Annotated in this window: 12 protein-coding genes; 3 read left to right on the forward strand and 9 right to left on the reverse strand. The window is 49.8% G+C overall.

The features are described from left to right. Nucleotides 1-80 precede the first annotated feature (80 nt). The 3 genes from rlmH to ACT6PV_RS05180 all read right to left on the reverse strand — a co-directional run bounded on the left by rlmH (nucleotide 81) and on the right by ACT6PV_RS05180 (nucleotide 4,110). Nucleotides 81-563 carry a 23S rRNA (pseudouridine(1915)-N(3))-methyltransferase RlmH gene (gene rlmH, locus ACT6PV_RS05170; protein ID WP_445115383.1) on the reverse strand — a complete coding sequence of 161 codons (483 nt, stop codon included), beginning with the start codon at nucleotides 561-563 and terminating at the stop codon, nucleotides 81-83. A gap of 392 nt (nucleotides 564-955) precedes the next feature. Next, nucleotides 956-3,382, reverse strand: a complete 2,427-nt coding sequence (lon, locus tag ACT6PV_RS05175) for an endopeptidase La (protein WP_445115384.1) — start codon at nucleotides 3,380-3,382, stop codon at nucleotides 956-958. A 143-nt stretch (nucleotides 3,383-3,525) separates the two neighbouring features. Further along, the gene (locus ACT6PV_RS05180; RefSeq protein ID WP_445115385.1) at nucleotides 3,526-4,110 is read right to left on the reverse strand and encodes a 5-formyltetrahydrofolate cyclo-ligase; all 585 of its coding nucleotides are present in this window, start codon (nucleotides 4,108-4,110) and stop codon (nucleotides 3,526-3,528) included. Between the two features lie 823 nt (nucleotides 4,111-4,933). On the opposite strand from ACT6PV_RS05180, the gene ACT6PV_RS05185 reads away from it, so the two are divergent. The 3 genes from ACT6PV_RS05185 to epmA all read left to right on the forward strand — a co-directional run bounded on the left by ACT6PV_RS05185 (nucleotide 4,934) and on the right by epmA (nucleotide 16,778). Beyond that, nucleotides 4,934-14,458 carry an ESPR-type extended signal peptide-containing protein gene (locus tag ACT6PV_RS05185; RefSeq protein WP_445115386.1) on the forward strand — a complete coding sequence of 3,175 codons (9,525 nt, stop codon included), beginning with the start codon at nucleotides 4,934-4,936 and terminating at the stop codon, nucleotides 14,456-14,458. 251 nt (nucleotides 14,459-14,709) lie between these two features. After that, nucleotides 14,710-15,792, forward strand: a complete 1,083-nt coding sequence (locus ACT6PV_RS05190) for a 4-phosphoerythronate dehydrogenase (RefSeq protein WP_445115387.1) — start codon at nucleotides 14,710-14,712, stop codon at nucleotides 15,790-15,792. Continuing rightward, a complete protein-coding gene (epmA, locus tag ACT6PV_RS05195; protein WP_445115388.1) occupies nucleotides 15,789-16,778 on the forward strand; it encodes an EF-P lysine aminoacylase EpmA in 990 nt (329 codons plus the stop codon). Before ACT6PV_RS05190 ends, epmA begins: the two co-directional genes overlap by 4 nt. 45 nt (nucleotides 16,779-16,823) lie before the next feature. Here epmA and ACT6PV_RS05200 read toward each other — a convergent pair whose 3' ends face one another. The 6 genes from ACT6PV_RS05200 to ahcY form a co-directional block, all read right to left on the reverse strand. Then, nucleotides 16,824-18,056 carry a multifunctional CCA addition/repair protein gene (locus ACT6PV_RS05200; RefSeq protein WP_445115389.1) on the reverse strand — a complete coding sequence of 411 codons (1,233 nt, stop codon included), beginning with the start codon at nucleotides 18,054-18,056 and terminating at the stop codon, nucleotides 16,824-16,826. Between the two features lie 90 nt (nucleotides 18,057-18,146). Continuing rightward, entirely contained in the window at nucleotides 18,147-20,417 is a 2,271-nt protein-coding gene (locus ACT6PV_RS05205) for an NADP-dependent malic enzyme (RefSeq protein WP_445115390.1), read from the reverse strand. Between the two features lie 149 nt (nucleotides 20,418-20,566). Continuing rightward, nucleotides 20,567-23,416, reverse strand: a complete 2,850-nt coding sequence (locus ACT6PV_RS05210; RefSeq protein ID WP_445115391.1) for an EAL domain-containing protein — start codon at nucleotides 23,414-23,416, stop codon at nucleotides 20,567-20,569. 154 nt (nucleotides 23,417-23,570) lie between these two features. Next, nucleotides 23,571-24,302: a 16S rRNA (uracil(1498)-N(3))-methyltransferase gene (locus ACT6PV_RS05215; protein WP_445115392.1), complete on the reverse strand. Its 732-nt coding sequence runs from the start codon at nucleotides 24,300-24,302 to the stop codon at nucleotides 23,571-23,573. Between the two features lie 37 nt (nucleotides 24,303-24,339). Then, nucleotides 24,340-25,176: a methylenetetrahydrofolate reductase [NAD(P)H] gene (gene metF / locus ACT6PV_RS05220; RefSeq protein WP_445115393.1), complete on the reverse strand. Its 837-nt coding sequence runs from the start codon at nucleotides 25,174-25,176 to the stop codon at nucleotides 24,340-24,342. 147 nt (nucleotides 25,177-25,323) lie between these two features. Beyond that, entirely contained in the window at nucleotides 25,324-26,703 is a 1,380-nt protein-coding gene (gene ahcY, locus ACT6PV_RS05225; RefSeq protein WP_445115394.1) for an adenosylhomocysteinase, read from the reverse strand. Nucleotides 26,704-26,871: the final 168 nt, after the last annotated feature.

Here is a 26,871-nt window from a genome sequence, read left to right on the forward strand (position 1 = left end):
CATGCATAAAATAATGTCAAACGAAAACCCATGATCTTTCAACGAATCGTTTTACAATTGCAACAATCGACGGCGCGGTGTTATCCGGCGCGATGATAGGGATGATGATGATTAATACTCATCGCCCGGTACAATTGTTCAATGAGCATCACACGTACTAAAGGATGTGGCAGGGTCAGTCTGGATAATGACCAGTGCCAGGCAGCGGCCTTACGGACCTCTTCAGAATGCCCATCCGGCCCACCAATTGCCAGTGCAATATCCTGTCCTTCCAGCATCCAGCCTTTCATGGTATCCGCCAGTTGTTCAGTACTGAATTCACGGCCACCCACTTCAAGGGCGATCAGCACTTCTGCGCTCTTCAGCGCATTCAGAATGCTTTCACCTTCAATCTGGCAATATTTCTGAATATCTGCTTCCGAATCATTTTTCCCGCGTTTTGCCATAGGCAATTCAATCAGCTGGGTTTGTACAAACGGCTGAATACGCCTGAAATAATCTGCAAAACCGGTCAGTACCCAGTCTGGCATCTTCTGGCCAATGGTGAGAATGCGAATTTTCATGGATTGAAGTCTAAAATGTGCTGTCCGACGCCGATTATAGCGTTATATTGACATTTTTATGGAGTATATCGGCAGATAAAACCTGACCGGTCCACTACTTTTAAGGTAATCTTAAAAATTGAAAAACCATGGAAATAAAGACATGAGGAGATTAAAAAAACGCAGTCCTAAAAGGGGTGATAGGACTGCGATTCAACACTTCATCTGTCTGGAGTACAGAAAAAGTGTCAGTAATTGAAGTAAAACAACACGAATCAGTTCAGTATACCTTGTATATGAGGCTGTCTGTACATTTTTCAAGCATTATTTTAAACTTCAGCTGTTGGATGAACATCCATAAAAAAAAGAGCCGAAGCTCTCTTTTTTCAGGATTTATGACACCGGCCGTCCGCTTAGTGACGTGCAGCCTTGGTTTCATCCACAGGCTTAACAATCGGTGCTTTCGGCAAGGGCTTCGGCATTTCTGTTAATGCAAGTGGCAGGATGTCATCAATACTTTTGACAGCCCTGATTTCCAGTCCTTCTTTGACGTTGTCCGGGATTTCAACCAGGTCACGCACATTTTCCTGCGGGATGAACACCAGTTTAATACCACCGCGGTGTGCAGCCAGCAGTTTTTCCTTTAAACCGCCAATGCGCATGGCTCGGCCACCCAGACTGGTCTCACCGGTCATGGCAATATCTGCACGGATTGGAATCCCTGTAAAGGCAGAGACCAATGCCGTGGTGAGTGCCAGTCCGGCTGAAGGACCGTCTTTCGGGGTTGCACCCTCCGGCAAGTGAACGTGTATATCTGTTTCAGCAAAACGCGTTGCTTCAATACCCAATTCATCGGCACGGGTGCGTACCACGGTCATTGCCGCCTTGATGGATTCCTGCATGACATCACCCAGCGAACCTGTGGTCACAAAAGTACCTTTACCTTTCATGGCCGCAACTTCAATGGTCAGCAGCTCACCACCGACAGAAGTCCATGCCAGACCGTTTACACGACCAACCTGAGCTTCTTCCTCTGCCATACCATAGTCGAACTTATGGACGCCCAGGTAGTCCGGCAGATTCTCGGCAGTCACATCAACATGCAGATTTTTCACTTTTTTGCTGACCGCCTCCTTTACAACCTTACGGGCAATTTTAGAGACTTCACGTTCAAGACTACGGACACCGGCTTCACGTGTGTAGCGACGTACGATGTCACGAATGGCTTCTTCATGAACGGTCAGCTCCTTGCCACGCAGACCATTGTTCTTCATTGCTTTAGGAACAAGATAACGGTCAGCAATGTTGACTTTTTCCTCTTCGGTATAACCCGGCAGACGAATCACTTCCATACGGTCCAGCAATGCCTCTGGAATATTCATGCTGTTTGCAGTACAGATGAACATTACTTCGGACAGATCCAGATCCAGATCCAGATAGTGGTCGTTAAACTTACTGTTCTGAGATGGATCCAGTACTTCAAGCAATGCAGAAGCCGGATCACCACGGTAATCCTGTGCCATCTTGTCTACTTCATCGAGCAGGAACAATGGGTTCTTGACGCCGACTTTGGTCAGTGACTGCACAATTTTACCCGGCATCGCACCGATATAGGTACGACGGTGACCACGGATTTCAGCTTCATCCCGTACACCACCCAGCGCCATACGCACAAACTCACGACCTGTTGCCTTGGCAATGGATTCTCCCAGCGAGGTTTTACCCACCCCTGGAGGACCGACCAGACACAGAATCGGGCCACGCAGTTTTTTGACGCGTGACTGTACTGCCAGGTATTCCACAATACGCTGTTTCACTTCATCAAGACCATAGTGGTCAGTATCCAGGATTTCCTGCGCTTTGGTCAGATTAATGCTGACTTTACTCGCTTTATTCCACGGTGTATCCAGTATGGCTTCAATGTAGTTGCGTACTACAGCGGCTTCACTGGATGCAGGCTGCATCGCTTTCAGCTTACGGAACTCCGCTTCGGCTTTCTTACGGACATGTTCCGGTAAGTCGGCTTCTGCCAGACGTTTTTCTATTTCAGCAATGTCATCTTCGCCTCCGCCATTCATGTCGGAAAGTTCACGCTGAATCACCTTCATTTTTTCATTGAGGAAGTATTCGCGCTGATTTTTCTCCATCTGGCGTTTAACCGAGTCATGCAGGGTCTGTTCAATCTGCTGTTCTTCAGACTGCTGTAACAGATAAGTCATGAGTTCCTGTAAATGCGCTTCGAACTCATCCTGTTCCAGAAACTTCTGCTTGACATCGATATTCAGAGGTACACGTGTTGCAACAAAGAACAGCAACTGAAGCAGATCATCAATTTTATTGGCTGCCGCAATCAGCTCACGGGCATTACGTAATTTTGCTTCTGCATACTGAGCAAACAATGCACGTAATTCCTGGACACGCGTCGCCTGTGTATCCGCATCGGTGGATACCGTCATCGGGCTGAGTGCGTGTTCAGCAGACAGGTATTCGTCATTTTCAATGATTTTGACCAGCTGTGAACGGTACAGGCCTTCAATCAATACCTTGATGCAATTTTCATCATTCTCATGGTTTACAACTTGCACAATTTTCGCAACAGTTCCGTATTGATAAAGGTTGTTGTGATCGATGTCTTCGGTCAGAGAATCTTTTTGTGCAACAACGAATACTAAATTGTCACTGTTACGAGCCACATCAACTGCATTAATGGATTTCTCACGGCCGACAAATAGCGCAATTTGCATGTGTGGATAAACCACCACATCACGTAGTGCTAAAAGCGGTAATACAGTCGGAACCTGTGGTTCTAAGGTTTCTATGTTCATAATATGTTCAGACATGGGCACTCCTAATGAGTGACAACGAGGTTGCCATGTTTTGTATAGTGATGGGTATTTAAAAAATTACAAGGGGATGACAATAGAAAATCTTGAAAAATGGTGCATTGTGCAGCGCAGCATAAACATTGAAAAGCAATTGCTGTCTAGCGTTTAAACCGATAAAAATGATCGGGAGTTAAGAGTGCATCGAGTGACTGGTCCCAGCAAGAGCGCGGTAAATCCGTCTGCATGTATTGAAATTGATGAGCTAAACCGAGACGAAAGGGCCGGTGTTTTGCCGAGGCTAAGGTTCGGTCATAAAATCCACCACCCATTCCTATACGTGTTCCCCAGTGATCGCAGGCCAATAAAGGCATGATTAAAAGATCCAGAATGGAAACATGTTGACCACGGCTGGCCATTGGTTCCTGCATACCGAGTGAATGATGTGAAAAACGCCGATTACGGTATTGATGCTGACTTACCTTCACCCAGACTAATTGCTGGTTCATTGTATTGATCATCGGTAAATACACTTCTTTATGGTGCTGATAACAGGTTTCTATTAAACGGTGCGTAGAGACCTCGCCAAATGCATGCAGGTACAGCCCAACTCGTTGTGCAGATTGAAACCGTGAAAATCGAAGTAAATGATGAGTAACGTGGGTCTGAGTCACCTGTTGTTGATAAATGGAAAGCTGTCGGCGTTGATGTTGTAGTTGTGCTCTTAAGCGAGAGAGGTGAGACATAATGACGACATAAGGGCCTGGATCATTGAGGTGTATTAGTCTGGCGTGAATCCATGCAAATGTCTAAAGTTTTTAGGATGAAGGAGGTGCTCCACGATATTGAGATATAGTTAGCGTCTGTTGTCTTTATCTTGTTAGAAGCTTGTTGGATAAAGAGTATTGAACTGAAGGTTTTAATTTTCCTAAAGAGTGCATGAAGCATATTGGGATCACGATGGAGTCCAAAGAAGTAACTTCAGGGGTCACTTATCAGCATGTAGACAGTCGATGGTTGTCTATCAGTTGAGAGTCGTTCAGTTTACCATATGCTTGATCAAATCAAGCGGGGGGAGAAGCTGACGAGCATGTTATGGGGTATGCTACAGGTATTCCAATACAATGCCTTAAATGAGATAAGACGCCAAAAAAAGTTAAACAATTGATAATGGGTTAATATGATTTAACTGAGAAATTAAATACATGGAAAGTTAGAGTCGAGTATGTCTTGAGTATATTAAAACTCTTTAAAATTTCACTTGAAATATACAGAAATTAAGAGAAAGGGCGGGGCTTAAAACTTCATTTGATTACTGGAACTTACAATTTGGAATTACTTGAAAAATACTTGATGCAACAGGTTTGGTTGAAACCCGAAGTCGAATACGGGAGTGTATAGTTACTTATTCTCATAAAAAATAAATATACCAGCAAAAATAATAATAAATGTGATTTACATCACCTTGTGTTTTGTATAATAATTATACTTAAAACCTACTCAAAGTAGTAAACATCCTGAGTAATCATAACACTATTAATCTTTTGTCAGACCTGGTTGGGAAACTGTATGAACAAAGTATATCGAGTGATTTGGAATGTATCGTTAGGGGCTTGGGTGGCAGTTTCTGAACTGGCAAAGAGTAAAACAAAAACAACAGCAAAATCTAAAGTGGGTACTGCACTTGCTCTGGTGGGGGCGGTCACGGTTACTCCGAATCTGTTTGCTGCGGTTGGAATAGACGGGGGTACGGGTAGTGGGACAGCGATATCTGGTAATTGTGCGAATGGGGATCCTCAAGCAAATACCAGTGAAAATTATGCAGTTGCAATTGGTTGTGTAGCTCAAGCAGGAGGGTTTTTAGGAAATATACTGGATAGGGGGAATCCGTATAATACTGCTTATGTTGCTGGTAAAGCTGGTGCCGGTGTTGCAATTGGCTTAGAAGCCAAAGCTACAGGTCCATTTGGACTGGCGCTCGGTTCATTGGCACAAGCGACAGCCAGTTCATCAATTGCGCTGGGAGTATGGTCGCAGGCTTCTGGAGATAGTAGTTTGGCGATAGGGCGACAGTCAGCAGCAACGGGTAGTGCTGCTCAGGCAATAGGGCATATCTCTGCAGCAACAGGTGCAAATTCATTGGCTGTTGGTAACAAGGCACAAGCTACAGCAAATAATGCAGTTGCACTGGGAAATGGAGCAACAGCGGCAATAGTCAATAGTGTGGCATTAGGGGCTGGGTCTGTGACCAGCGCGTTGACGGGGAATTCATATTTAACGAATCAGGCTGCTCCTACAAGTAATGGATCTGTCGCTGTAGGTGGTCGACGTATTCAGAATGTTGCTGATGGCGCAGCAGCACAGGATGCAGTGACGGTTTCTCAATTAACGGTTGTTAAAAATACGGCAGATACTGCTCAAACTACAGCTAACACTGCAGGAACGAAGGCAGATGCTGCGCAAACCACAGCGAATACCGCAGTGACCAATGCAGCAACAGCGGATGGAAAAGCCGTTGCGGCCCAGACAGCGGCAAATACTGCCCAGACAACTGCAGACAAGGGCCTGAACTTCAGTGCCAATGGCGGTACGGCAGATAACGTCAAGTTGGGAGAAACCGTCAACTTTGCAGACGGGACCAATAGCAAAGCGGTCTACGATGCAGCAACAAACACTTATAAATACAATGTGGTGGATGCCCCGGTATTTGCAGGCCAGGTGAGGGCAAACGGTTTTGATGCAAACAACCAGAAAGTGGTGAATGTTGCAAACGGCACTGTTGCGGCCAATTCAAAGGATGCGGTGAATGGCGGTCAGCTGAACACCACCAACCAGAATGTCACCACGGCACAGAATGCAGCCAATGCCGCTCAGACTACGGCCAACACTGCAGGAACGAAGGCAGATGCTGCGCAAACCACAGCGAATACCGCAGTAACCAATGCAGCGACAGCGGATGGAAAAGCCGTTGCGGCCCAGACAGCGGCAAATACTGCCCAGACAACTGCAGACAAGGGCCTGAACTTCAGTGCCAATGGCGGTACAGCAGATAACGTCAAGCTGGGTGAAACCGTCAACTTTGCAGACGGGACCAATACCAAAGCAGTCTATGATGCAGCAACAAACACTTATAAATACAACATTGTGGATGCACCGGTATTTGTGGGCCAAGTCAAAGCCAATGGTTTTGATGCGAATAATCAAAAAGTAATTAATGTTGCAAATGGAACGGTTGCAGCAGGGTCTAAAGATGCAGTTACAGGCGACCAGCTTAATACAACCAATACGAATGTAACGACAGCGCAAACTACAGCCAATACCGCAGGAACGAAGGCAGATGCTGCGCAAACCACAGCGAATACCGCAGTAACCAATGCAGCAACAGCGGATGGAAAAGCCGTTGCTGCCCAGGCAACCGCAGACAAGGGCCTGAATTTCAGTGCCAATGGCGGTACGGCAGATAACGTCAAACTGGGTGAAACCGTCAACTTTGCAGACGGGACCAATACCAAAGCGGTATATGACCCTGCCACCAACACTTACAAATACAATGTGGTGGATGCTCCGGTATTTGCAGGCCAGGTGAAGGCAAACGGCTTTGATGCAAACAATCAGAAAGTGGTGAATGTTGCAGACGGTGTTGACGGCAAGGACGCAGTGAACAAGGGCCAGCTGGATGCAGCGAACCAGGCGGGCGGCGCGAAGACCGATGCGCTGGGGAACAGCACTGCGGCGAACCTGGGCGGCGGATCGGGCTATGATCCGGTGACGGGTGCGGTCACGGCGCCGAGCTACGTGACCACGGATCCGACCACGGGTACATCGAAGACATCAGACAACGTGGGTGATGCACTGAGCAGCCTGAACACGGCGGTGAACAAACCGCTGACCTTTAAGGATGCCGGGACCGGCAGCTCAGTGAACCCGCTGGGTTCCGAATTTGCAATTGTGGGTGACAGCAACCTGACCAGCACGGTTGAGCAGGGCAAGGCAACGCTGACCCTGAATAAGGACCTGAAAGGCCTGAACAGTGTTGAAACGGTGGATGCAGACGGCAACAGCGTGGTGACGGACGGCAAGGGCACGACGGTGACGGGAGCGGATGGCAAGCTCACGACGCTGACGGCGGACGGGACCACAGTGACCGATGGCACGAACACCAGCGTCTATGGTCCGGATGGCCTGAATGTCAATGACGGTGCAGTGACGGTCGGCAAGGACGGCCTGAATGCGGGCGGCGTCACCGTCAGCAAGGACGGCATCAACGCGAATGGCACCGGCATCAGCAACGTGAAGGACGGTGTTGACGGCAAGGATGCAGTGAACAAGGGCCAGCTGGATGCAGCGAACCAGGCGGGCGGCGCGAAGACCGATGCGCTGGGGAACAGCACTGCGGCGAACCTGGGCGGCGGATCGGGCTATGATCCGGTGACGGGTGCAATCACGGCACCGAGCTACGTGACCACGGATCCGACCACGGGTACATCGAAGACATCAGACAACGTGGGTGATGCACTGAGCAGCCTGAACACGGCGGTGAACAAACCGCTGACCTTTAAGGATGCCGGGACCGGCAGCTCAGTGAACCCGCTGGGTTCCGAATTTGCAATTGTGGGTGACAGCAACCTGACCAGCACGGTTGAGCAGGGCAAGGCAACGCTGACCCTGAATAAGGACCTGAAAGGCCTGAACAGTGTTGAAACGGTGGATGCAGACGGCAACAGCGTGGTGACGGACGGCAAGGGCACGACGGTGACGGGAGCGGATGGCAAGCTCACGACGCTGACGGCGGACGGGACCACAGTGACCGATGGCACGAACACCAGCGTCTATGGTCCGGATGGCCTGAATGTCAATGACGGTGCAGTGACGGTCGGCAAGGACGGCCTGAATGCGGGCGGCGTCACCGTCAGCAAGGACGGCATCAACGCGAATGGCACCGGCATCAGCAACGTGAAGGACGGTGTTGACGGCAAGGATGCAGTGAACAAGGGCCAGCTGGATGCAGCGAACCAGGCGGGCGGCGCGAAGACCGATGCGCTGGGGAACAGCACTGCGGCGAACCTGGGCGGCGGATCGGGCTATGATCCGGTGACGGGTGCAATCACGGCACCGAGCTACGTGACCACGGATCCGACCACGGGTACATCGAAGACATCAGACAACGTGGGTGATGCACTGAGCAGCCTGAACACGGCGGTGAACAAACCGCTGACCTTTAAGGATGCCGGGACCGGCAGCTCAGTGAACCCGCTGGGTTCCGAATTTGCAATTGTGGGTGACAGCAACCTGACCACGACGGTGAGCCAGGGTCAGGCCGCGATTGCCCTGAATAAGGACCTGAAGGGCCTGAACAGTGTTGAAACGGTGGATGCAGACGGCAACAGCGTGGTGACGGACGGCAAGGGCACGACGGTGACGGGAGCGGATGGCAAGCTCACGACGCTGACGGCGGACGGGACCACAGTGACCGATGGCACGGATACCAGCGTCTATGGTCCGAACGGCCTGAGCGTCAATGACGGTGCAGTGACGGTCGGCAAGGACGGTCTGAATGCGGGCGGAGTCACCGTCAGCAAGGACGGCATCAACGCGAATGGCACCGGCATCAGCAACGTGAAGGACGGTGTTGACGGCAAGGACGCAGTGAACAAGGGCCAGCTGGATGCAGCGAACCAGGCGGGCGGCGCGAAGACCGATGCGCTGGGGAACAGCACTGCAGCGAACCTGGGCGGCGGATCGGGCTATGATCCGGTGACGGGTGCAATCACGGCACCGAGCTACGTGACCACGGATCCGACCACGGGTACATCGAAGACATCAGACAACGTGGGTGATGCACTGAGCAGCCTGAACACGGCGGTGAACAAACCGCTGACCTTTAAGGATGCCGGGACCGGCAGCTCAGTGAACCCGCTGGGTTCCGAATTTGCAATTGTGGGTGACAGCAACCTGACCAGCACGGTTGAGCAGGGCAAGGCAACGCTGACCCTGAATAAGGACCTGAAAGGCCTGAACAGTGTTGAAACGGTGGATGCAGACGGCAACAGCGTGGTGACGGACGGCAAGGGCACGACGGTGACGGGAGCGGATGGCAAGCTCACAACCCTGACAGCGGACGGCACCACAGTGACCGACGGCACGGATACCAGCGTTTATGGTGCGAACGGCCTGAATGTCAATGACGGTGCAGTGACTGTCGGCAGGGATGGCCTGAATGCTGGCGGCGTCACCGTCAGCAAGGACGGCATCAACGCCAACGGCACCGGCATCAGCAACGTGAAGGACGGTGTTGACGGCAAGGACGCGGTGAACGTTGACCAGCTGACTGCGGTGAGCAAGGCGGGCAGCGACAAGAGCGATGCACTGGGGAACAGCACTGCAGCGAACCTGGGCGGCGGATCGGGCTATGATCCGGTGACGGGTGCAATCACGGCGCCGAGCTACGTGACCACGGATCCGACCACGGGTACATCGAAGACATCAGACAACGTGGGTGATGCACTGAGCAGCCTGAACACGGCGGTGAACAAACCGCTGACCTTTAAGGATGCCGGGACCGGCAGCTCAGTGAACCCGCTGGGTTCCGAATTTGCAATTGTGGGTGACAGCAACCTGACCAGCACGGTTGAGCAGGGCAAGGCAACGCTGACCCTGAATAAGGACCTGAAAGGCCTGAACAGTGTTGAAACGGTGGATGCAGACGGCAACAGCGTGGTGACGGACGGCAAGGGCACGACGGTGACGGGAGCGGATGGCAAGCTCACGACGCTGACGGCGGACGGGACCACAGTGACCGATGGCACGGACACCAGCGTCTATGGTCCGGATGGCCTGAATGTCAATGACGGTGCAGTGACGGTCGGCAAGGACGGCCTGAATGCGGGCGGCGTCACCGTCAGCAAGGACGGCATCAACGCGAATGGCACCGGCATCAGCAACGTGAAGGACGGTGTTGACGGCAAGGATGCAGTGAACAAGGGCCAGCTGGATGCAGCGAACCAGGCGGGCGGCGCGAAGACCGATGCGCTGGGGAACAGCACTGCAGCGAACCTGGGCGGCGGATCGGGCTATGATCCGGTGACGGGTGCAATCACGGCGCCGAGCTACGTGACCACGGATCCGACCACGGGTACATCGAAGACATCAGACAACGTGGGTGATGCACTGAGCAGCCTGAACACGGCGGTGAACAAACCGCTGACCTTTAAGGATGCCGGGACCGGCAGCTCAGTGAACCCGCTGGGTTCCGAATTTGCAATTGTGGGTGACAGCAACCTGACCACGACGGTGAGCCAGGGTCAGGCAGCGATTGCCCTGAATAAGGACCTGAAGGGCCTGAACAGTGTTGAAACGGTGGATGCAGACGGCAACAGCGTGGTGACGGACGGCAAGGGCACGACGGTGACGGGAGCGGATGGCAAGCTCACAACCCTGACAGCGGACGGCACCACAGTGACCGATGGCACGAACACCAGCGTCTATGGTCCGGATGGCCTGAATGTCAATGACGGTGCAGTGACGGTCGGCAGTGACGGCCTGAATGCGGGCGGCGTCACCGTCAGCAAGGACGGCATCAACGCGAATGGCACCGGCATCAGCAACGTGAAGGACGGTGTTGACGGCAAGGACGCAGTGAACAAGGGCCAGCTGGATGCAGCGAACCAGGCGGGCGGCGCGAAGACCGATGCGCTGGGGAACAGCACTGCGGCGAACCTGGGCGGCGGATCGGGCTATGATCCGGTGACGGGTGCAATCACGGCACCGAGCTACGTGACCACGGATCCGACCACGGGTACATCGAAGACATCAGACAACGTGGGTGATGCACTGAGCAGCCTGAACACGGCGGTGAACAAACCGCTGACCTTTAAGGATGCCGGGACCGGCAGCTCAGTGAACCCGCTGGGTTCCGAATTTGCAATTGTGGGTGACAGCAACCTGACCACGACGGTGAGCCAGGGTCAGGCCGCGATTGCCCTGAATAAGGACCTGAAGGGCCTGAACAGTGTTGAAACGGTGGATGCAGACGGCAACAGCGTGGTGACGGACGGCAAGGGCACGACGGTGACGGGAGCGGATGGCAAGCTCACAACCCTGACAGCGGACGGCACCACAGTGACCGACGGCACGGATACCAGCGTTTATGGTGCGAACGGCCTGAATGTCAATGACGGTGCAGTGACTGTCGGCAGGGATGGCCTGAATGCTGGCGGCGTCACCGTCAGCAAGGACGGCATCAACGCCAACGGCACCGGCATCAGCAACGTGAAGGACGGTGTTGACGGCAAGGACGCGGTGAACGTTGACCAGCTGACTGCGGTGAGCAAGGCAGGCAGCGACAAGAGCGATGCACTGGGTCAGAGCACTGCGGCGAACCTGGGCGGCGGTGCGGAGTATGACCGGAATACCGGTACAGTGAGTGCCCCGTCCTACACCGTGACCAGCAACCCGAATGACGCCGGCAGCACAACGGCCGTGAACAACGTGGGTGATGCGATCAGCAGCCTGAACACGGCAGTGAATCAGCCGCTGACCTTTAAGGATGCCGGGACCGGCAGCTCAGTGAACCCGCTGGGTTCCGAATTTGCAATTGTGGGTGACAGCAACCTGACCACGACGGTGAGCCAGGGTCAGGCCGCGATTGCCCTGAATAAGGACCTGAAGGGCCTGAACAGTGTTGAAACGGTGGATGCAGACGGCAACCAGACGGTTACAAATGGCCAGGGGATGACGGTAACGGACAAAGCGGGTAACAATACCCACTATGGTGCGGATGGCTTTGGAATCACAGGTTCCAATGGCAGGAACGTCACGGTCAATTCAAATAAGGTCGATGTAGGTGGAAATACCATCAACAATGTCGGTGATGCGGTCAATGATTCTGATGCGGTCAATAAAGGTCAGATGAATAAAATACTGGGCATTGATAATGGACAGGGTGGAGCAGGACAGTTTGCAGTGACCGGTTATACGGCCGCAAATAGTCAGGATCAGCAAACAGACGTAGCCGGTACCAAAGTATCTGCTACGGCTGGCTCGACAAGCACACCAACAGTTGCCGGTGCTGTTTCTGCATTAAATACTGAAATTAATAAGTTACAGGAGACCAACCTGGGGGTGAAATATTTCCGGGTGAACTCTGTCGGAGACGATGCACTGGCTTCCGGTGAGGACAGTATTGCAATTGGTAAATTAAGTCAGGCAACAGGTGATCAGTCCATCAGCATCGGGGTCGGGAACGTGGTTAATGGCCATCACTCAGGGGCGATTGGTGATCCAACAGTGGTTGATGGCAATAACAGTTATTCGGTAGGTAATAACAACACTGTGGCTACGGATGATACTTTTGTACTGGGCAATGATGTCACTGAAACGACAGCCGGGTCTGTTGTGTTGGGGGGCAAGTCTGCTGCAAGAACGGGTGCGGATGTGGATGGTTATATGCCCACTGCATCGGCTGCTGATCAGGCAGCGATTACTGCCACCAGATCAACCACAGGTGCGGTTGCTGTGGGTGATGCTGTAAATGGTGTCTATCGTCAGATTACCGGTGTGGCAGCAGGAACCCAGGACAGCGACGCAACCAATGTGGCGCAGTTAAAAGCTGTAGATAACAGAGTGACTAAAACCGGGGATTCGGTTGCCGGAATTCTGGGCGGTGGTGCAAAAGTCAATGAGGATGGTTCCATGAGCGGTCCGACCTACAATGTGGCCAATACTCAGCAAACCAATGTCGGGGATGCATTGACGGCGCTTGATACTGCCATTACCAATGCCGGCAACACTGCCAATGCCGGCTGGACACTCTCGGCAAATGGTGATGCTACGACCAGCAAAAAAATTAAGCCAAATTCCAGTGTGAATTTTGAAGGCGATGACAACCTGACTGTCAGTCAGACCAGCACAGCTGATCAGGATGGCAACATTAAAGTTGCTCTGAACAAAGATCTGAAAGTGGACAGTGTGACAACCGGAAATACGGTGATCAATGATAACGGTGTGAAAGTCGGTGATACTGTTCAGGTGAATCATACAGGTCTGCTGATCAATGGTGGTCCAAGTGTGACGACAGCGGGGATTAATGCCGGCAACAGGACCATGACCAATGTTGCTGATGGTGTTAATCGGAACGATGCAGTCAACAAGGGACAACTGGATAATGCCATTGGCAACATTAATCAGAACATTGATAACCTGTCAGGCAGTGCTGTTCAGTACGACAGGAATGAGAATGGTGTAGTCGATAAAAATTCGATTACACTGGCTGGTGGCGAAGAAGGTACGAAGATTTCCAATGTGGCAGATGGACAGATTGAAGCCGGCTCCAGAGATGCGATAAATGGTGGCCAGCTTGCGAATGTCCGTGACAACCTGCAGGGACAAATTACCAATAATAGCAATGATATCAGTAATATTAAAAACGATATCAATAGCGGCAGTGTGGGGTTGGTCCGGCAGGCTGACAAGGATGCCGAGGTCACTGTCGCGAAAGACACAGGCGGTAAAAGTGTCAATGTGGCCGGTACGGCTGGTGAGCGTACTGTGACAGGCGTAGCGGCTGGTGCAGTGAATGACAAATCGACCGATGCGGTGAATGGTTCTCAGCTGAATAACACCAATCAGGCGGTTGTTCAAGCGCTGGGAGGAGGTGCAGGCTATGACAATATCACACAAACCTTTAAGGACCCGGACTATAAAGTTGGCAATTCCGTATATAACAATGTCGGAGATGCGGTGGGTGCCCTGAATAAGGCGGATGTGTTAATCAATAACCGCATAGATACCCTGGAACAGGCCTTTTATGACACCAATAGGCGGATTCACGATGTAGAGAAAAGAGCCAATGCCGGTATTGCTTCGGCACTGGCTGTGGCAACCTTACCGCAGCCTACTGAAAAGGGCTATACCATGCTCAGTGCCGGTACCGGTGCATGGCAGGGTGAGTCAAGTATTGCTATTGGGGCTTCGGGTGTCACAGAAGACAAAAAAGTTTTTGGTAAACCGGTCAACTATGTCTGGAAATTCTCAGGGACTGGTGACAGCCGTGGCAATATGGGCGGTGGTGCCGCTGTGGGGATTCAGTGGAAATAATCATGAACTGATGACCGGGTGATTTATGCCTGTCATCTAAAAAACCGCAACCTGGTGTTGCGGTTTTTTTATGAGGGGATTGCTGCCAGTACCGGAATTTTTTCATGGCTGACGGATTAACAGTCACGATGTAAATAATGCTCGACCGGCTTGTATGCGAATAGCGCTATATGGTCATTGTCGTGGCAAAGCGTTATGATGGCGCTGACCTGACGTGGGAGTTGGCATGAGAGCTGAAATGGGAGCGGGTTATGAAAATTGTCGCAGATGAAAATCTGGCATTGACGGAATATTTTTTTTCAGATTTCGGAGAAATTCACCAGGTTAGCGGACGCAATTTGAACCATGCTGATGTAAAAAATGCTGAAGCATTGCTGATCCGTTCTGTGACGCGGGTCGATGAGACGCTGATTCAGCAGACTGGGCTTAAATTTATTGGCAGTGCCACCATAGGCACCGATCATCTGGATATTCCGACCATCGAAAAGCATGCCATTGCCTGGTCAAATGCAGCAGGGTGTAATGCACAGGCTGTTGCAGAATATGTGTTGACCGCACTTGTATATCTGAAACCGGAACTGCTGTCTCAGCATTCACCATTCAGTCTTGGTATTATTGGCCTGGGGAACGTAGGCAAACGGCTGGCCTATATGGCAGGATTGCTGGGCTGGACCGTACTGGGTTATGATCCGCTGGTGCAATCCGGACAGGTTCAGCAGGTTGATCTGGACACGTTGTTAAAATCCGTGGATGCCGTCAGTATCCATGTTCCGCTGACTGAATCCGGGCCATATCCCACCTGGCACCTGATCAATGCAGAGCGACTGGGATTATTAAAACCGGATACGATGCTGGTGAATACTGCACGTGGTGCGGTCATTGAAGAAGCTGCCTTAATGTCAGATATCCAGCAAACTCAGCGTAAGGTGGTACTGGATGTTTTTGAACATGAACCTGAGATTTCGGAACAATTGCTGAATGTGCTCAGTCTGGCAACACCGCATATTGCCGGTTATAGCCTTGAAGGCAAAGCCCGTGGGACACAGATGATTTACGAAGCATTCTGTCATACTTTTCAGTTACAGGCAGATAAGCGATTTGAAACACAATTAACTGAAACGGAAGCATATTTTACCGGAAAGAACATGTCCACACTGGATTTAAAGGCGGTGCTGCAACAATATCTTCATCATATTTATGATATTGCCCGGGATGATGCTGATCTGCATGCCTGTATCCGTGAGGGTAAAGTCGATCAGAAAGCCTTTGACCAATTGCGCAGAAATTATCCCTTGCGTCGTGAGTGGGCTGCACATGGAGGGCCGGCGGCATGAGTGATCTACAGCAAACACGTCATTATCAGCCAACCTGCGAGATTGACATACTGAAAACCCGGGCCAGGCTGTATGCGCAGATCCGGCAGTTTTTTGCGGTACGTGATGTACTGGAAGTTGAAACGCCGATTCTGTCTCAGGCCGGTGCCACCGATGTACAGCTGGCCTCTGTATCAGCACAGCGTCATATGGGTAGCGAGGCACAGACGCATTATCTGCAGACCTCTCCTGAGTTTGCCATGAAACGATTACTGGCCAGTGGCAGTGGTGCAATTTATCAGCTCTGTAAGGTTTTCAGGGATGGTGAGCATGGTCGTAAGCACAACAGTGAATTCACCCTGCTGGAATGGTACAGACCGGGGCTTAGCCTGAAGGGACTGATGCATGAAGTGACTGAACTGCTGAATGTGGTGCTGGCAGAACGTTTTGATGAAGTCCGTCCTGTGGTGATCAGTTATAAGCATGCATTTATGGATCGTCTCGAGATTAATCCCCTGCAGGCAACACTCGGCCAGCTGAAAGATACAGCGCGGCGTGTCGGTTTAAATATTGAACTGGGAGATGATCGGCTGGCTTATATCGACTTGCTGTTTTCCCATATGGTTGAACCGAGTCTTGGATTTGATACGCCGGTGTTTCTGACCGATTTTCCACCGGAAATGGCGTCACTTGCAAAAGTCAGAATGGATGAAGAGGGTGAGTTGGTGGCCGCACGTTTCGAGCTGTATATTGAAGGGTTGGAACTGGCCAATGCCTATGATGAACTGATTGATGCAGAGGTGCTGCGTTCACGTTTCATGAAGGATAATGCCGAACGGCAAAAACTGGGCCTGCAGATCATGCCTGTGGATGAGTATTTGCTGGCGGCACTGGCTCAGATGCCGGAATGCTCGGGTATTGCACTGGGCATTGACCGTCTGCTGATGATCATTACCCGGCAGATGCAACTGGAGAAGGTGATCAGCTTTCCTGCACATCTCTCCTGATGAATACATCCGGGAAAGGTCAGACTTTGCCTTCCCCGGATTCATTTATTTCAGTTCAGGGCAGGCATGCTTTAATTCGGCAATGGCCTCAATACGTTTGTTAATCAGCATTTCACCAATATCCGGGCCTTTGATCTCAGGGGGTAAGTCCTGCGCCTTGATATTTCTGACAATCTCCATTGCTTCCAGCAGGAATTGTGCCTGAGGGTATTCCCGGTCTTCCAGTCCCAGTCGTCCCCGGGCATCACATTCACAGGCCTGGACAAAGGCTTTGACCCGTTCAGGGCGGCGCAGCACATCAAGCCGCTGTAACAGGCGCCATAATGTTCCTGCTTTAAGGTTGAACGCCTGATGACATTTTAAATGTTCCTTACATACTGCAAGTGCCAGCTGCCGGGTTTGTAATGGCACTTTTAACCGGTCACAGATTTCGGTGACCGGCTGAATACCACGCTGTTCATGCATAATGTGGCGTGGCCATTCCTCCCTGGGGGTCAGGGCCTTACCCAAATCGTGTACCAGAACCGCGAAACGGACATCCTGTGAATAATCTGATTTGCAGGCCTGCCGCAGCGACATGAATGTATGAATGCCACAGTCAATTTCAGGATGATATTCAGGACGTTGCGGCACACCGAATAATGCTTCAATTTCAGGGAATAATACTTTCAGGGCACCACACTGGCGCAGTATTTCAAAATAAATGTCTGCATGTGATTCCATTAAGGCACGTGAAGTTTCTTTCCATACCCGTTCAGCAGTCAGGGTCTGTAACTCACCGGATTGTGCCAGTTGCTGCATCAGCGCCAGGGTTTCGTCTGCTACGGTAAAGCCATAGGGATAATAACGCGCTGCAAAACGGGCTACACGCAGCACTCGTAACGGATCTTCAGAAAAGGCATCGGACACATGACGCAATATTTTATGGTTTAAATCATCCTGGCCATGCCATGGATCATAAATTTTGCCCTGATCATCCATTGCCATGGCATTGATGGTCAGATCACGACGGATCAGATCGTCTTCAAGGGAAACATCCGGGGAGGTGAAAAATTCAAAACCGTGATAACCATGCCCGGATTTACGTTCAGTACGGGCAAGCGCATATTCTTCCTTTGTATCGGGGTGCAGGAAAACAGGGAAATCCCTGCCCACAGGCTGGTAACCCTGAGCAAGCAGTTGTTCGGGAGTTGCACCCACCACAACATAATCTTTCTCATGGTAGGGATGTCCGAGTAACTGATCTCTGACAGCACCGCCGACTAAATAAACTTGCATGAAAAAACCTCTATTCTCATGGTCATCATGCTACAGAACAGAGGTTTTCTCAAGGGTGCAACTTTAGTATTTCACACAGGTTGCTGATTTTTAAGCCTGTGCCTGCTGAATTTCAGCAACCGTCAGCGCTGTCATATTGACGACTCTGCGGGTTGTGGCTGTTGGTGTTAAAATCTGTACAGGTTTTGCAGCGCCCAGTAAAATTGGTCCAATGGTCACGTTATTGCCCGAGGTTGCTTTCAGCAGATTGAATGAAATATTGGCTGCATCCAGATTCGGCATGATCAACAGGTTTGCAGAGCCTTTGAAACGTGAGTTCGGGAAGGCAAAATGACGGATGTTCTCATCCAGTGCTGCATCACCATGCATTTCACCTTCAACTTCCAGTTCCGGTGCAATCTGACTCAGAATTTCAAACACTTTACGCATTTTCTGTGCGCTTGGATCGTATTGATCCGAACCAAAGCTTGAATGTGAAAGCAGGGCAATCTTTGGTGTTATGCCAAAACGGCGGACTTCTTCGGCAGCGAGAATGGTCATCTCAGCCAACTGTTCAGCCGTTGGATTGGTATTGACATAGGTGTCAGCAATAAACAGATTGCGGTCTTCCAGCATCAGCGCATTCAGCGTGAAAAAGTTATTCATGCCGGCTTTCAGGCCAATGACGTTGCGCACAAAATCCAGGTGAATGTCATAGCTGGCATAAGTACCGCAGAGCATGCCATCCGCCTTGCCGAATTTAACCAGCATACCGGCAATGAGTGTGGAGCGGCGGCGTGATTCACGCTGTGCATATTCCACGGTCACGCCCTTACGTTTCATGGTCTGATAGTAATCGTCCGCAAATTTTTCATAATCAGGATTTTTTTCCTGATCGACAATTTCAATATTCTGACCATGCTGTAAGCGTAAGCCCAATTTTTTGATATTTGCCTCAATGACTGCGGTACGTCCCACCAGGATCGGGTAAGCCAGTCCCTCATCCACTGCAATCTGTACCGCCCGCAGTACGCGCGGATCTTCACCTTCAGCGTAGGCAATGCGTTTGGGATCAGATTTTGCCTGAGTAAAGATTGGTTTCATGATGAAGGCTGAGTTATAGACAAATTCGGACAGGCGCTGCCGATAGGCAGAAAAATCTTCAATTGGGCGGGTGGCCACACCTGAACTCATGGCCGCCTGAGCAACAGCCGGAGCAATTTCCAGGATTAAGCGCTGATCCAGTGGACGTGGAATCAGATAATCACGACCAAAAACAGCGGATTTTTCCCCGTAGGTGGACGCGTCTGCTTCGACATGTGCCATGTGGGCAATGGCATGCACACAGGCAATTTTCATTTCTTCATTGATGGTGGTTGCACCGACATCCAGCGCTCCCCGGAAAATATAAGGGAAGCAGAGCGCGTTATTTACCTGATTTGGATAGTCAGAACGGCCAGTGGCCATAATCACATCCGGGCGGGCTTCATGAGCATGTTCCGGTAAAATTTCAGGATCAGGATTTGCCAGTGCAAAAATGATAGGATCAGCCGCCATTTCCCTGACCATTTCACGGGTCAGAATTCCCGCTGCTGACAGGCCCAGGAACATGTCGGCATTGGCCATGACATCTGCAAGCTGTGTACCTTCAATATCCTGGACATAGCGTTTTTTGGAATCATCCAGACCTTCACGCCGGGTGGTCAGCAGACCACGTGAATCCGCGACAACAATATTTTCCTTTTTCACTCCCAGCGCACAGAGTAAATCCAGGCAGGAAATGGCAGCAGCACCAGCTCCTGAAGCAACAATCTTGATTTCATCAATTTTTTTATGATTCAGTTTCAGGGCATTGAGCAGGGCAGAACCGACAATAATGGATGTCCCATGCTGATCATCATGGAACACCGGGATTTTCATGCGCTCACGGAGTTTGCGTTCAATATAGAAACATTCCGGTGCTTTAATATCTTCCAGGTTGATGCCGCCGAAGGTTGGTTCCAGTGCTGCGACAATATCAACGATTTTATCTGGATCATTTTCAGCAATTTCGATATCAAATACATCGACGCCGGCAAATTTCTTAAACAGAACGCCTTTACCTTCCATGACCGGTTTTGATGCCAGCGGACCAATATTGCCCAGCCCCAGTACCGCAGTACCATTACTGACTACAGCAACCAGGTTTCCACGTGCCGTATACAGGGCTGCTGTGGACGGATCCTTTTCAATTTCCAGGCATGGCGCAGCAACCCCCGGAGAGTAGGCCAGGGCTAAATCATGCTGGTTAACCAGTTGTTTGCTTGGCGTGACGCTGATTTTTCCCGGTGTAGGAAATTCGTGGTAATAAAGGGCTTGCTGTTTTAATGATTGATCGTCCATCAGAATCTCTATTGTTGCAATATTCCAGCAACGCTGGCAGGGTGACTGAATTTTCTTGAATATACCATTACTTGAGCATTACGGACAGTCAAAAAAGCTGAATTTTCGGACAAACCCGGGCAGGCAGGGATTCTGAATCAGCGGAAATGTTAAAACTTATACTGGCTGAGAAACAGGGTGCTATCGTTTGCATTCAGCGGTTTTGCATAATAGAAACCCTGTAATATGAAACAACCCTGATTTTCCAGGAATTCGACCTGTTGCCGGGTTTCCACGCCTTCTGCAATCAGGGTCATTCCCATGGCTTTTCCCATGGCAATAATGGCATTGACGATGGCCTCATCCTTTTCCTGTCCGATTTTTGAAATAAAGGCCCGGTCAATTTTCAGTGTGTCAATCGGATAGTTGGTCAGGTAGGCGAGGGAGGAGTAACCGGTACCAAAGTCATCCAGTGAGATGGAGATATGACGCTCCTTGATCTGCCGCAGCAGTTGCATGACATGTTCCGATTTATCCAGCAGCGAAGATTCGGTCAGTTCAAGTTCGAGCATATCGCCGGACATCCGGTATCTGGCCAGCGCCTGGTCAATATCATCCAGCAGCTGGCCACGGTGAATCTGCTGAGCCACAATATTGACCGAGACCCGGAGATTATCGAACCCCATATTCTGCCAGCTTTTAATCTGTTTACAGGTTTCAAAAAGCACAAACTGACCAATATCTGTAATCAGGCTGCTTTCCTCAGCCAGCGGTATAAACATGTCCGGTGCAATCAGGCCGAGTTCCGGGTGATTCCAGCGGACCAATGCTTCAAAGCCATAAATACGCCGAGTCTGCAGGCAGAGTTTAGGCTGGTAATAGACTTCAAACTCATTATTTCTGATGGCATTACGCAGATCACGTTCCAGGTTGATGCCCTTATTCAGTAATTGCGCAGATTTATTGGCATAGTAATGAATGGTGTTGCCGCCCAGTCGTTTGGCTTCACACAGGGCCAGCTCGGCATGACTGTTTAAACTGTCAATCTGGCGTCCATGTTCAGGGTAGACCGCAACCCCGATGGAAATGGAAATAATCTGTTCCTGACCATCAATGACAAAAGGCTGCCTGAACGTATTCAGAATATTCTGAGTATGCTGATGAATGGAGGTATTGTTGTGGTTCAGATTATAAATAATGGCAAAATCATCATTGTTCAGATAGGAAATCAGCAGGGCATTGGCACAGCATTGTCTTAAACGCTGCGAGACCTGTTTGAGCAACTCATCGCCGGCATGATTGCTCAGGAATTCATTGAATGATCTGAACCGGTCAATATTGATACGGATCACGGCAAAATGCTTCAGGGATTGTGCATTATTGGTGACGTAATGATGAAGCTGCAAATTGAAATAAAAACGGTTGGGCAGGTCGGTCAGCAGATCATAATTTTCCAGGTAGGACAGGCGCTGTTCCTGTTTAATCCGGTCAGTCAGATCGGTCAGAATACCGACGTAATTAATGACTTTGTTTTTATCATCGGTAATTGAATTGATATGAATCCATAGCGTCAGCTTCCTTCCGGATAAAAATTCCTCCTGGATTTCGGCATCATATTCACCGGTCAGAATCAGCTGCTGGGTCAGCTGACTGTGGGTCTGGTGAATTTCGCGCTGATCGTTTACGGTAATATCAAAAATATGCTGGCCGATGAGCTGTTCCTTTTTGAATCCAATCAGTTTTTCAAAAAATGGATTCACATCCAGGTAACATAGGTTATTGTCCAGGATGAATACACCTTCGGCCACCTGGTCAAAGACACTGGCTGCCAGTTTTAACTGTTCCTGGTCTTTTTTCTCTTTATGAATATCCCGATGGATGCCGACCATGCGCAATGGTTTATTCGTGGCTGGGTGCCGGGCAACCACTTTCCCGATGTCCTGAATCCAGAACCACTCCCCCAGGCGATGAATACGATAGGTGGCTTCAAAGCGTTCAGTGAAGCCCCGTAGATGCCGCCTCATTAACTGACGGTAATTTTCCAGGTCATCGGGATGGATGAGTACGTCAAAAATTGAAGCATGAGTGGTAAATTGGCGATCAGAGGTTTCTGTCCTGGAATGCGAAAAGGAAATTGTTCTTTTATCAATATTCCACAGCCAGGAACTGATGCCGGCAGTCTCATGCGCGAGGGTTAAATTGGCCTGATGATTTTCCAGTCGGTCATTAATCTGTTTAATGTCATAGGTCCGTTCCTTGACCTTTTGCTCCAGCAGCTGATTGTTCAGTTGCAGCTGTTGTTTAATTTCCTGGGATTTGTTGATTTCCTCCTGAAGTTTGCTTTGCAGAAAATATGCTTTTTCCTGATGGATTTCTGATTGCTCAGAGAGGTGGTCACTTTTAAATTTCAGCAGCTCCAGCTGCTTCCGATGTTGGTGTGCAATAACGGCACTGACAAAAATTACAGTAAACCAGATATTAATAATTAAATTATATAATGTCGGTATATTCTGGGGGAATAACAGTTGCCAGAAAAAAATAGAAATAACCGAAGGGATAAAAATAAATAAAAAGTAACGAAATCTTTGTGTTAAATAAGTGATTCCCAATATGTGCACAATGCTCAGTGTTAATCCGGGCAACACAGTAAGATTAATATAATTTAAAGGTTCATTTACCATAACTGAAGAATGGTTGATAATGAAGATCCCGATTCCAAGTGCACAGCCAATAATCAGACATAATAACTGACATAAAATATCGAGATTAAAGACATGGGTATTTCTGGAAAATAATAGATAAGTGATCAGTGACCAGCCGATCACGGCCACACAGCTGATGCCCAGGAAACACAGATTCAGATAATGAGAAAACTGATCGGCATTAAAATGATAGATGGAAATATCATAGAAGCATGCAAATAAGACCCATATAAGGAATATCCGCATAAGATGTGCAGCACTTTTAATGTGCGATGCTGACACTTCATGCGAAAGAAGCTCTTCCTGAACATCAGTCATATATTGCAGTACCTGTAATATCTATGCGGTGAAGATATTGGAATAAATGATGTGATAACACGTGGGGTAAAACACTTCAGTTCGTGCTTTAAGTGATCGTAAATTACTTTGGATCATATGTAAAATCAATATTTTTTTGATTTAAATATCGTTTTCAGGAAATTGTGTTATTTATCTCATAGTTTAATATGGCTAATGCGGCAACAGGCGCAGTTTCTGTACGTAATACCCGGTTACCGATGCACCAGTTTTTAAATCCTGCCAGATTGGCGGACTGAATTTCCATTTCATTTAATCCGCCTTCGGGACCAGTCAGCAGCACAATATCTGTACCGGCATCTTCAAGCGCAGGCCTGTTGTCCTGTTGCTGGTTCAGTGCAAGGACCAGCCGGGTTCCGGGCAGTGTGGTGTTCAGCCATTCATTCAGCGGCAAGGGTGCAAGAACCTGTGGAATACGGTTCATACCACATTGTTCACAGGCTGCAATGGCGACGCCCTGCCAATGATCTATTTTTTTCTGATCACGATCATATTTCAGCCGCATCTCACAGCGTTCAGAGGTCAGCAGCTGAATCTGTGTTACTCCCAGTTCAGTGGCTTTCTGAATGACATAATCCATTCGGTCACCCTTGCTCATCACCTGACCCAGTACTGTGCTGAAGGGCGGCGTACGATCATCAGCATGAAACTGCTGAACCGACACCCGCGCAGACTTTTTGGTGACTTCCGTGAGCGTGACGTCATATTCGCCGCCCTGACCATTGAACAAAACGGCTGTTTCACCGACCTGAGCGCGCAATACCCTGACCCAGTGATGGAAAACGGTCTCGGTTAACTCGAGATCGGTATCGATGGTCAGGTCAGCTTCAATATAAAAACGGGGCATGTCACATACTCTCAGATCAGTGGATGAGCAGGTCTGATCAGGCCAGGCCGAGATCCAGCACCAGCTGACGGTTGGGTTCGATCTGGTTCATGCTATAGAAATGCAGGCTGGGAGCACCACCGTCAATCAGCCGATTACACAGATTGACCATCACCTCATGACCGAAGGCTTTAATGCTTGAACTGTCATCACCATAGGCTGCCAATTGCTTACGGATCCATCGTGGGATTTCCGCACCGGTACCATCGGCAAAGCGGATCAGGTTGCTGGCATTGGTAATGGGCATGATACCCGGAGCAACAGGGATATCAATGCCTTGCTTCTGCAGACGATCCATAAAATAAAAATAGGCATCCGGGTTAAACAAAAACTGGGTGATGGCTGAGTTTGCCCCGGCTCGGACTTTTTCTGCAAAACGCTGAATGTCCTGATCAAAACTTTCAGCCTGTGGGTGCATTTCAGGATATGCGGCCACTTCAATGCTGAAATGATCACCGGAATGTTCACGAATAAAACGGATCAGATCCTGTGCATAAGGCAGCTCACCCAAACCTACCTGACCGGAAGGTAAGTCACCACGGAGTGCCACAACGCGATTAATCCCCAGTGCTTTATAGATATTCAGCAGTTCTGTAATACGTGCCTTGTCATCGCCAATGCAGGACAGGTGAGGGACCACCGGTGTGCCTTTTTCATTAAATTCGCGAATTGCTGCCAGGGTACGTTCACGTGTTGATCCCCCTGCACCATAGGTGATGGAAAAAAATTCAGGTTTCAATAGTTGTAATTGCTGATGCACGACACGCAGTTTCTCTGCACCTGTATCTGTTTTACTTGGAAAAAATTCAAATGAAATCGGAACACGTCGGGTCATTTTCAAATCCTTTTTTATGGGGCTGCTCTGTCACCGTCATCATCTGCAGTACATCTGGCTGAAAGGTGCATTGAAAGACGGGAGTCTGTTCCTGCATGTGGAAGTATTATTGTTTAACGTCATGCAGGAACAGGGTCAGGTTATCGTTTAGTATTTATAGGCATCAGATTTGAACGGGCCTTCAACAGCCACGCCCAGATAATCTGCCTGGACCTGCGTCAACTGGGTCAGTACACCGCCAAAACCGGCAACCATGGCCGCTGCCACTTCTTCATCCAGTTTTTTGGGCAGCAGTTCAACACGGATTTTTTTCGCTTTCTGATCTGCCTGAAGGTCGGCAAACTTTTCAGCAAACAGGTGCATCTGACCCAGGACCTGGTTGGCAAAGGAACCGTCCATGACCCGTGATGGGTGACCGGTTGCATTGCCCAGATTGACTAAACGGCCTTCGGACAGCAGGATTAAATAATCACTTTCATTTTCGGTCCGATAGACCTGATGTACCTGAGGTTTGACTTCCACCCAGGTGTAGCCACGCAGATAACTGGTATCAATTTCAGTGTCAAAGTGACCGATATTGCAAACGACGGCACCGGCTTTCAGGGTATCCAGCATGGCAGCATCACAGACATGGTAGTTACCGGTCGTGGTCACGATCAGATCGGTATTTTGCAGAAGCGCCAGATTAATGTCTTCTTTTTTACCGGTCTGGACGCCATTTTTATAGGGAGATACCACTTCATAGCCATCCATGCAAGCCTGCATGGCACAGATTGGATCGATTTCAGTGACACGGACAATCATGCCTTCCTGACGCAACGACTGGGCAGAACCCTTACCGACATCGCCATAACCGATGACCAGTGCTCGACGACCGGACAACAGCATATCAGTGCCGCGTTTAATGGCATCATTCAATGAATGACGGCAACCGTATTTATTGTCATTTTTGGATTTGGTGACAGAATCATTAACGTTGATGGCCGGGACTTTCAGTGAACCATCCTTCCACATTTCCAGCAGACGCTGAACACCTGTGGTGGTTTCTTCGGTAATGCCGTGAATATGATTCAGCAGCTCAGCATATTTTTCATGTACAAGTGCAGTTAAATCACCGCCATCGTCCAGAATCATGTTGGCATCCCACGGTTTGCCATTGACATTAATCTGCTGTTCCAGGCACCAGTTATATTCTTCTTCGGTTTCACCCTTCCAGGCAAATACCGGAATGCCGGAAGCGGCAATGGCTGCAGCAGCATGGTCCTGAGTCGAGAAAATATTACATGAGGTCCAGCGCACCTCGGCACCCAGTTCAATCAGGGTTTCAATCAGCACTGCGGTCTGGATGGTCATATGGATACAACCCAGGATTTTAGCACCGGCCAGTGGTTTTGCCGCGGCATAGCGTTGACGTAAGCCCATCAATGCCGGCATTTCTGCTTCGGCGAGTTTAATTTCTTTACGGCCATAATCGGCAAGGGAAATATCAGCAACTTTGTAGTCTTGAGAAGCAGTAACCGCGTTCATCAGGATCTCCTGTAAATAATGGACTGGATCATTCTGTTCGCGGATGCCGTTACTGGCCGTTCAGATTTGAATTGACCGGTTGTCGAGCCTGGCGATTTCCCTTGACGTGGATAAACCGTCGCAACATCCCTCGACCTGTGCAGCATTGTACCTGGAAATTAATTCTGT

The sequence above is a fragment of the Acinetobacter sp. WZC-1 genome, assembly GCF_052544965.1.

Excerpts from the sequence above, each read along its gene's own strand:
- ACT6PV_RS05215 (WP_445115392.1), bottom strand. The coding sequence starts at position 24,302 with ATGCCCCGTTTTTATATTGAAGCTGACCTGACCATCGATACCGATCTC.
- rlmH (WP_445115383.1), bottom strand. The coding sequence starts at position 563 with ATGAAAATTCGCATTCTCACCATTGGCCAGAAGATGCCAGACTGGGTA.
- ACT6PV_RS05200 (WP_445115389.1), bottom strand. The coding sequence starts at position 18,056 with ATGCAAGTTTATTTAGTCGGCGGTGCTGTCAGAGATCAGTTACTCGGA.
- lon (WP_445115384.1), bottom strand. The coding sequence starts at position 3,382 with ATGTCTGAACATATTATGAACATAGAAACCTTAGAACCACAGGTTCCG.
- ACT6PV_RS05205 (WP_445115390.1), bottom strand. The coding sequence starts at position 20,417 with ATGGACGATCAATCATTAAAACAGCAAGCCCTTTATTACCACGAATTT.
- ahcY (WP_445115394.1), bottom strand. The coding sequence starts at position 26,703 with ATGAACGCGGTTACTGCTTCTCAAGACTACAAAGTTGCTGATATTTCC.
- epmA (WP_445115388.1), top strand. The coding sequence starts at position 15,789 with ATGAGTGATCTACAGCAAACACGTCATTATCAGCCAACCTGCGAGATT.
- ACT6PV_RS05180 (WP_445115385.1), bottom strand. The coding sequence starts at position 4,110 with ATGTCTCACCTCTCTCGCTTAAGAGCACAACTACAACATCAACGCCGA.
- ACT6PV_RS05190 (WP_445115387.1), top strand. The coding sequence starts at position 14,710 with ATGAAAATTGTCGCAGATGAAAATCTGGCATTGACGGAATATTTTTTT.
- ACT6PV_RS05185 (WP_445115386.1), top strand. The coding sequence starts at position 4,934 with ATGAACAAAGTATATCGAGTGATTTGGAATGTATCGTTAGGGGCTTGG.
- metF (WP_445115393.1), bottom strand. The coding sequence starts at position 25,176 with ATGACCCGACGTGTTCCGATTTCATTTGAATTTTTTCCAAGTAAAACA.
- ACT6PV_RS05210 (WP_445115391.1), bottom strand. The coding sequence starts at position 23,416 with ATGACTGATGTTCAGGAAGAGCTTCTTTCGCATGAAGTGTCAGCATCG.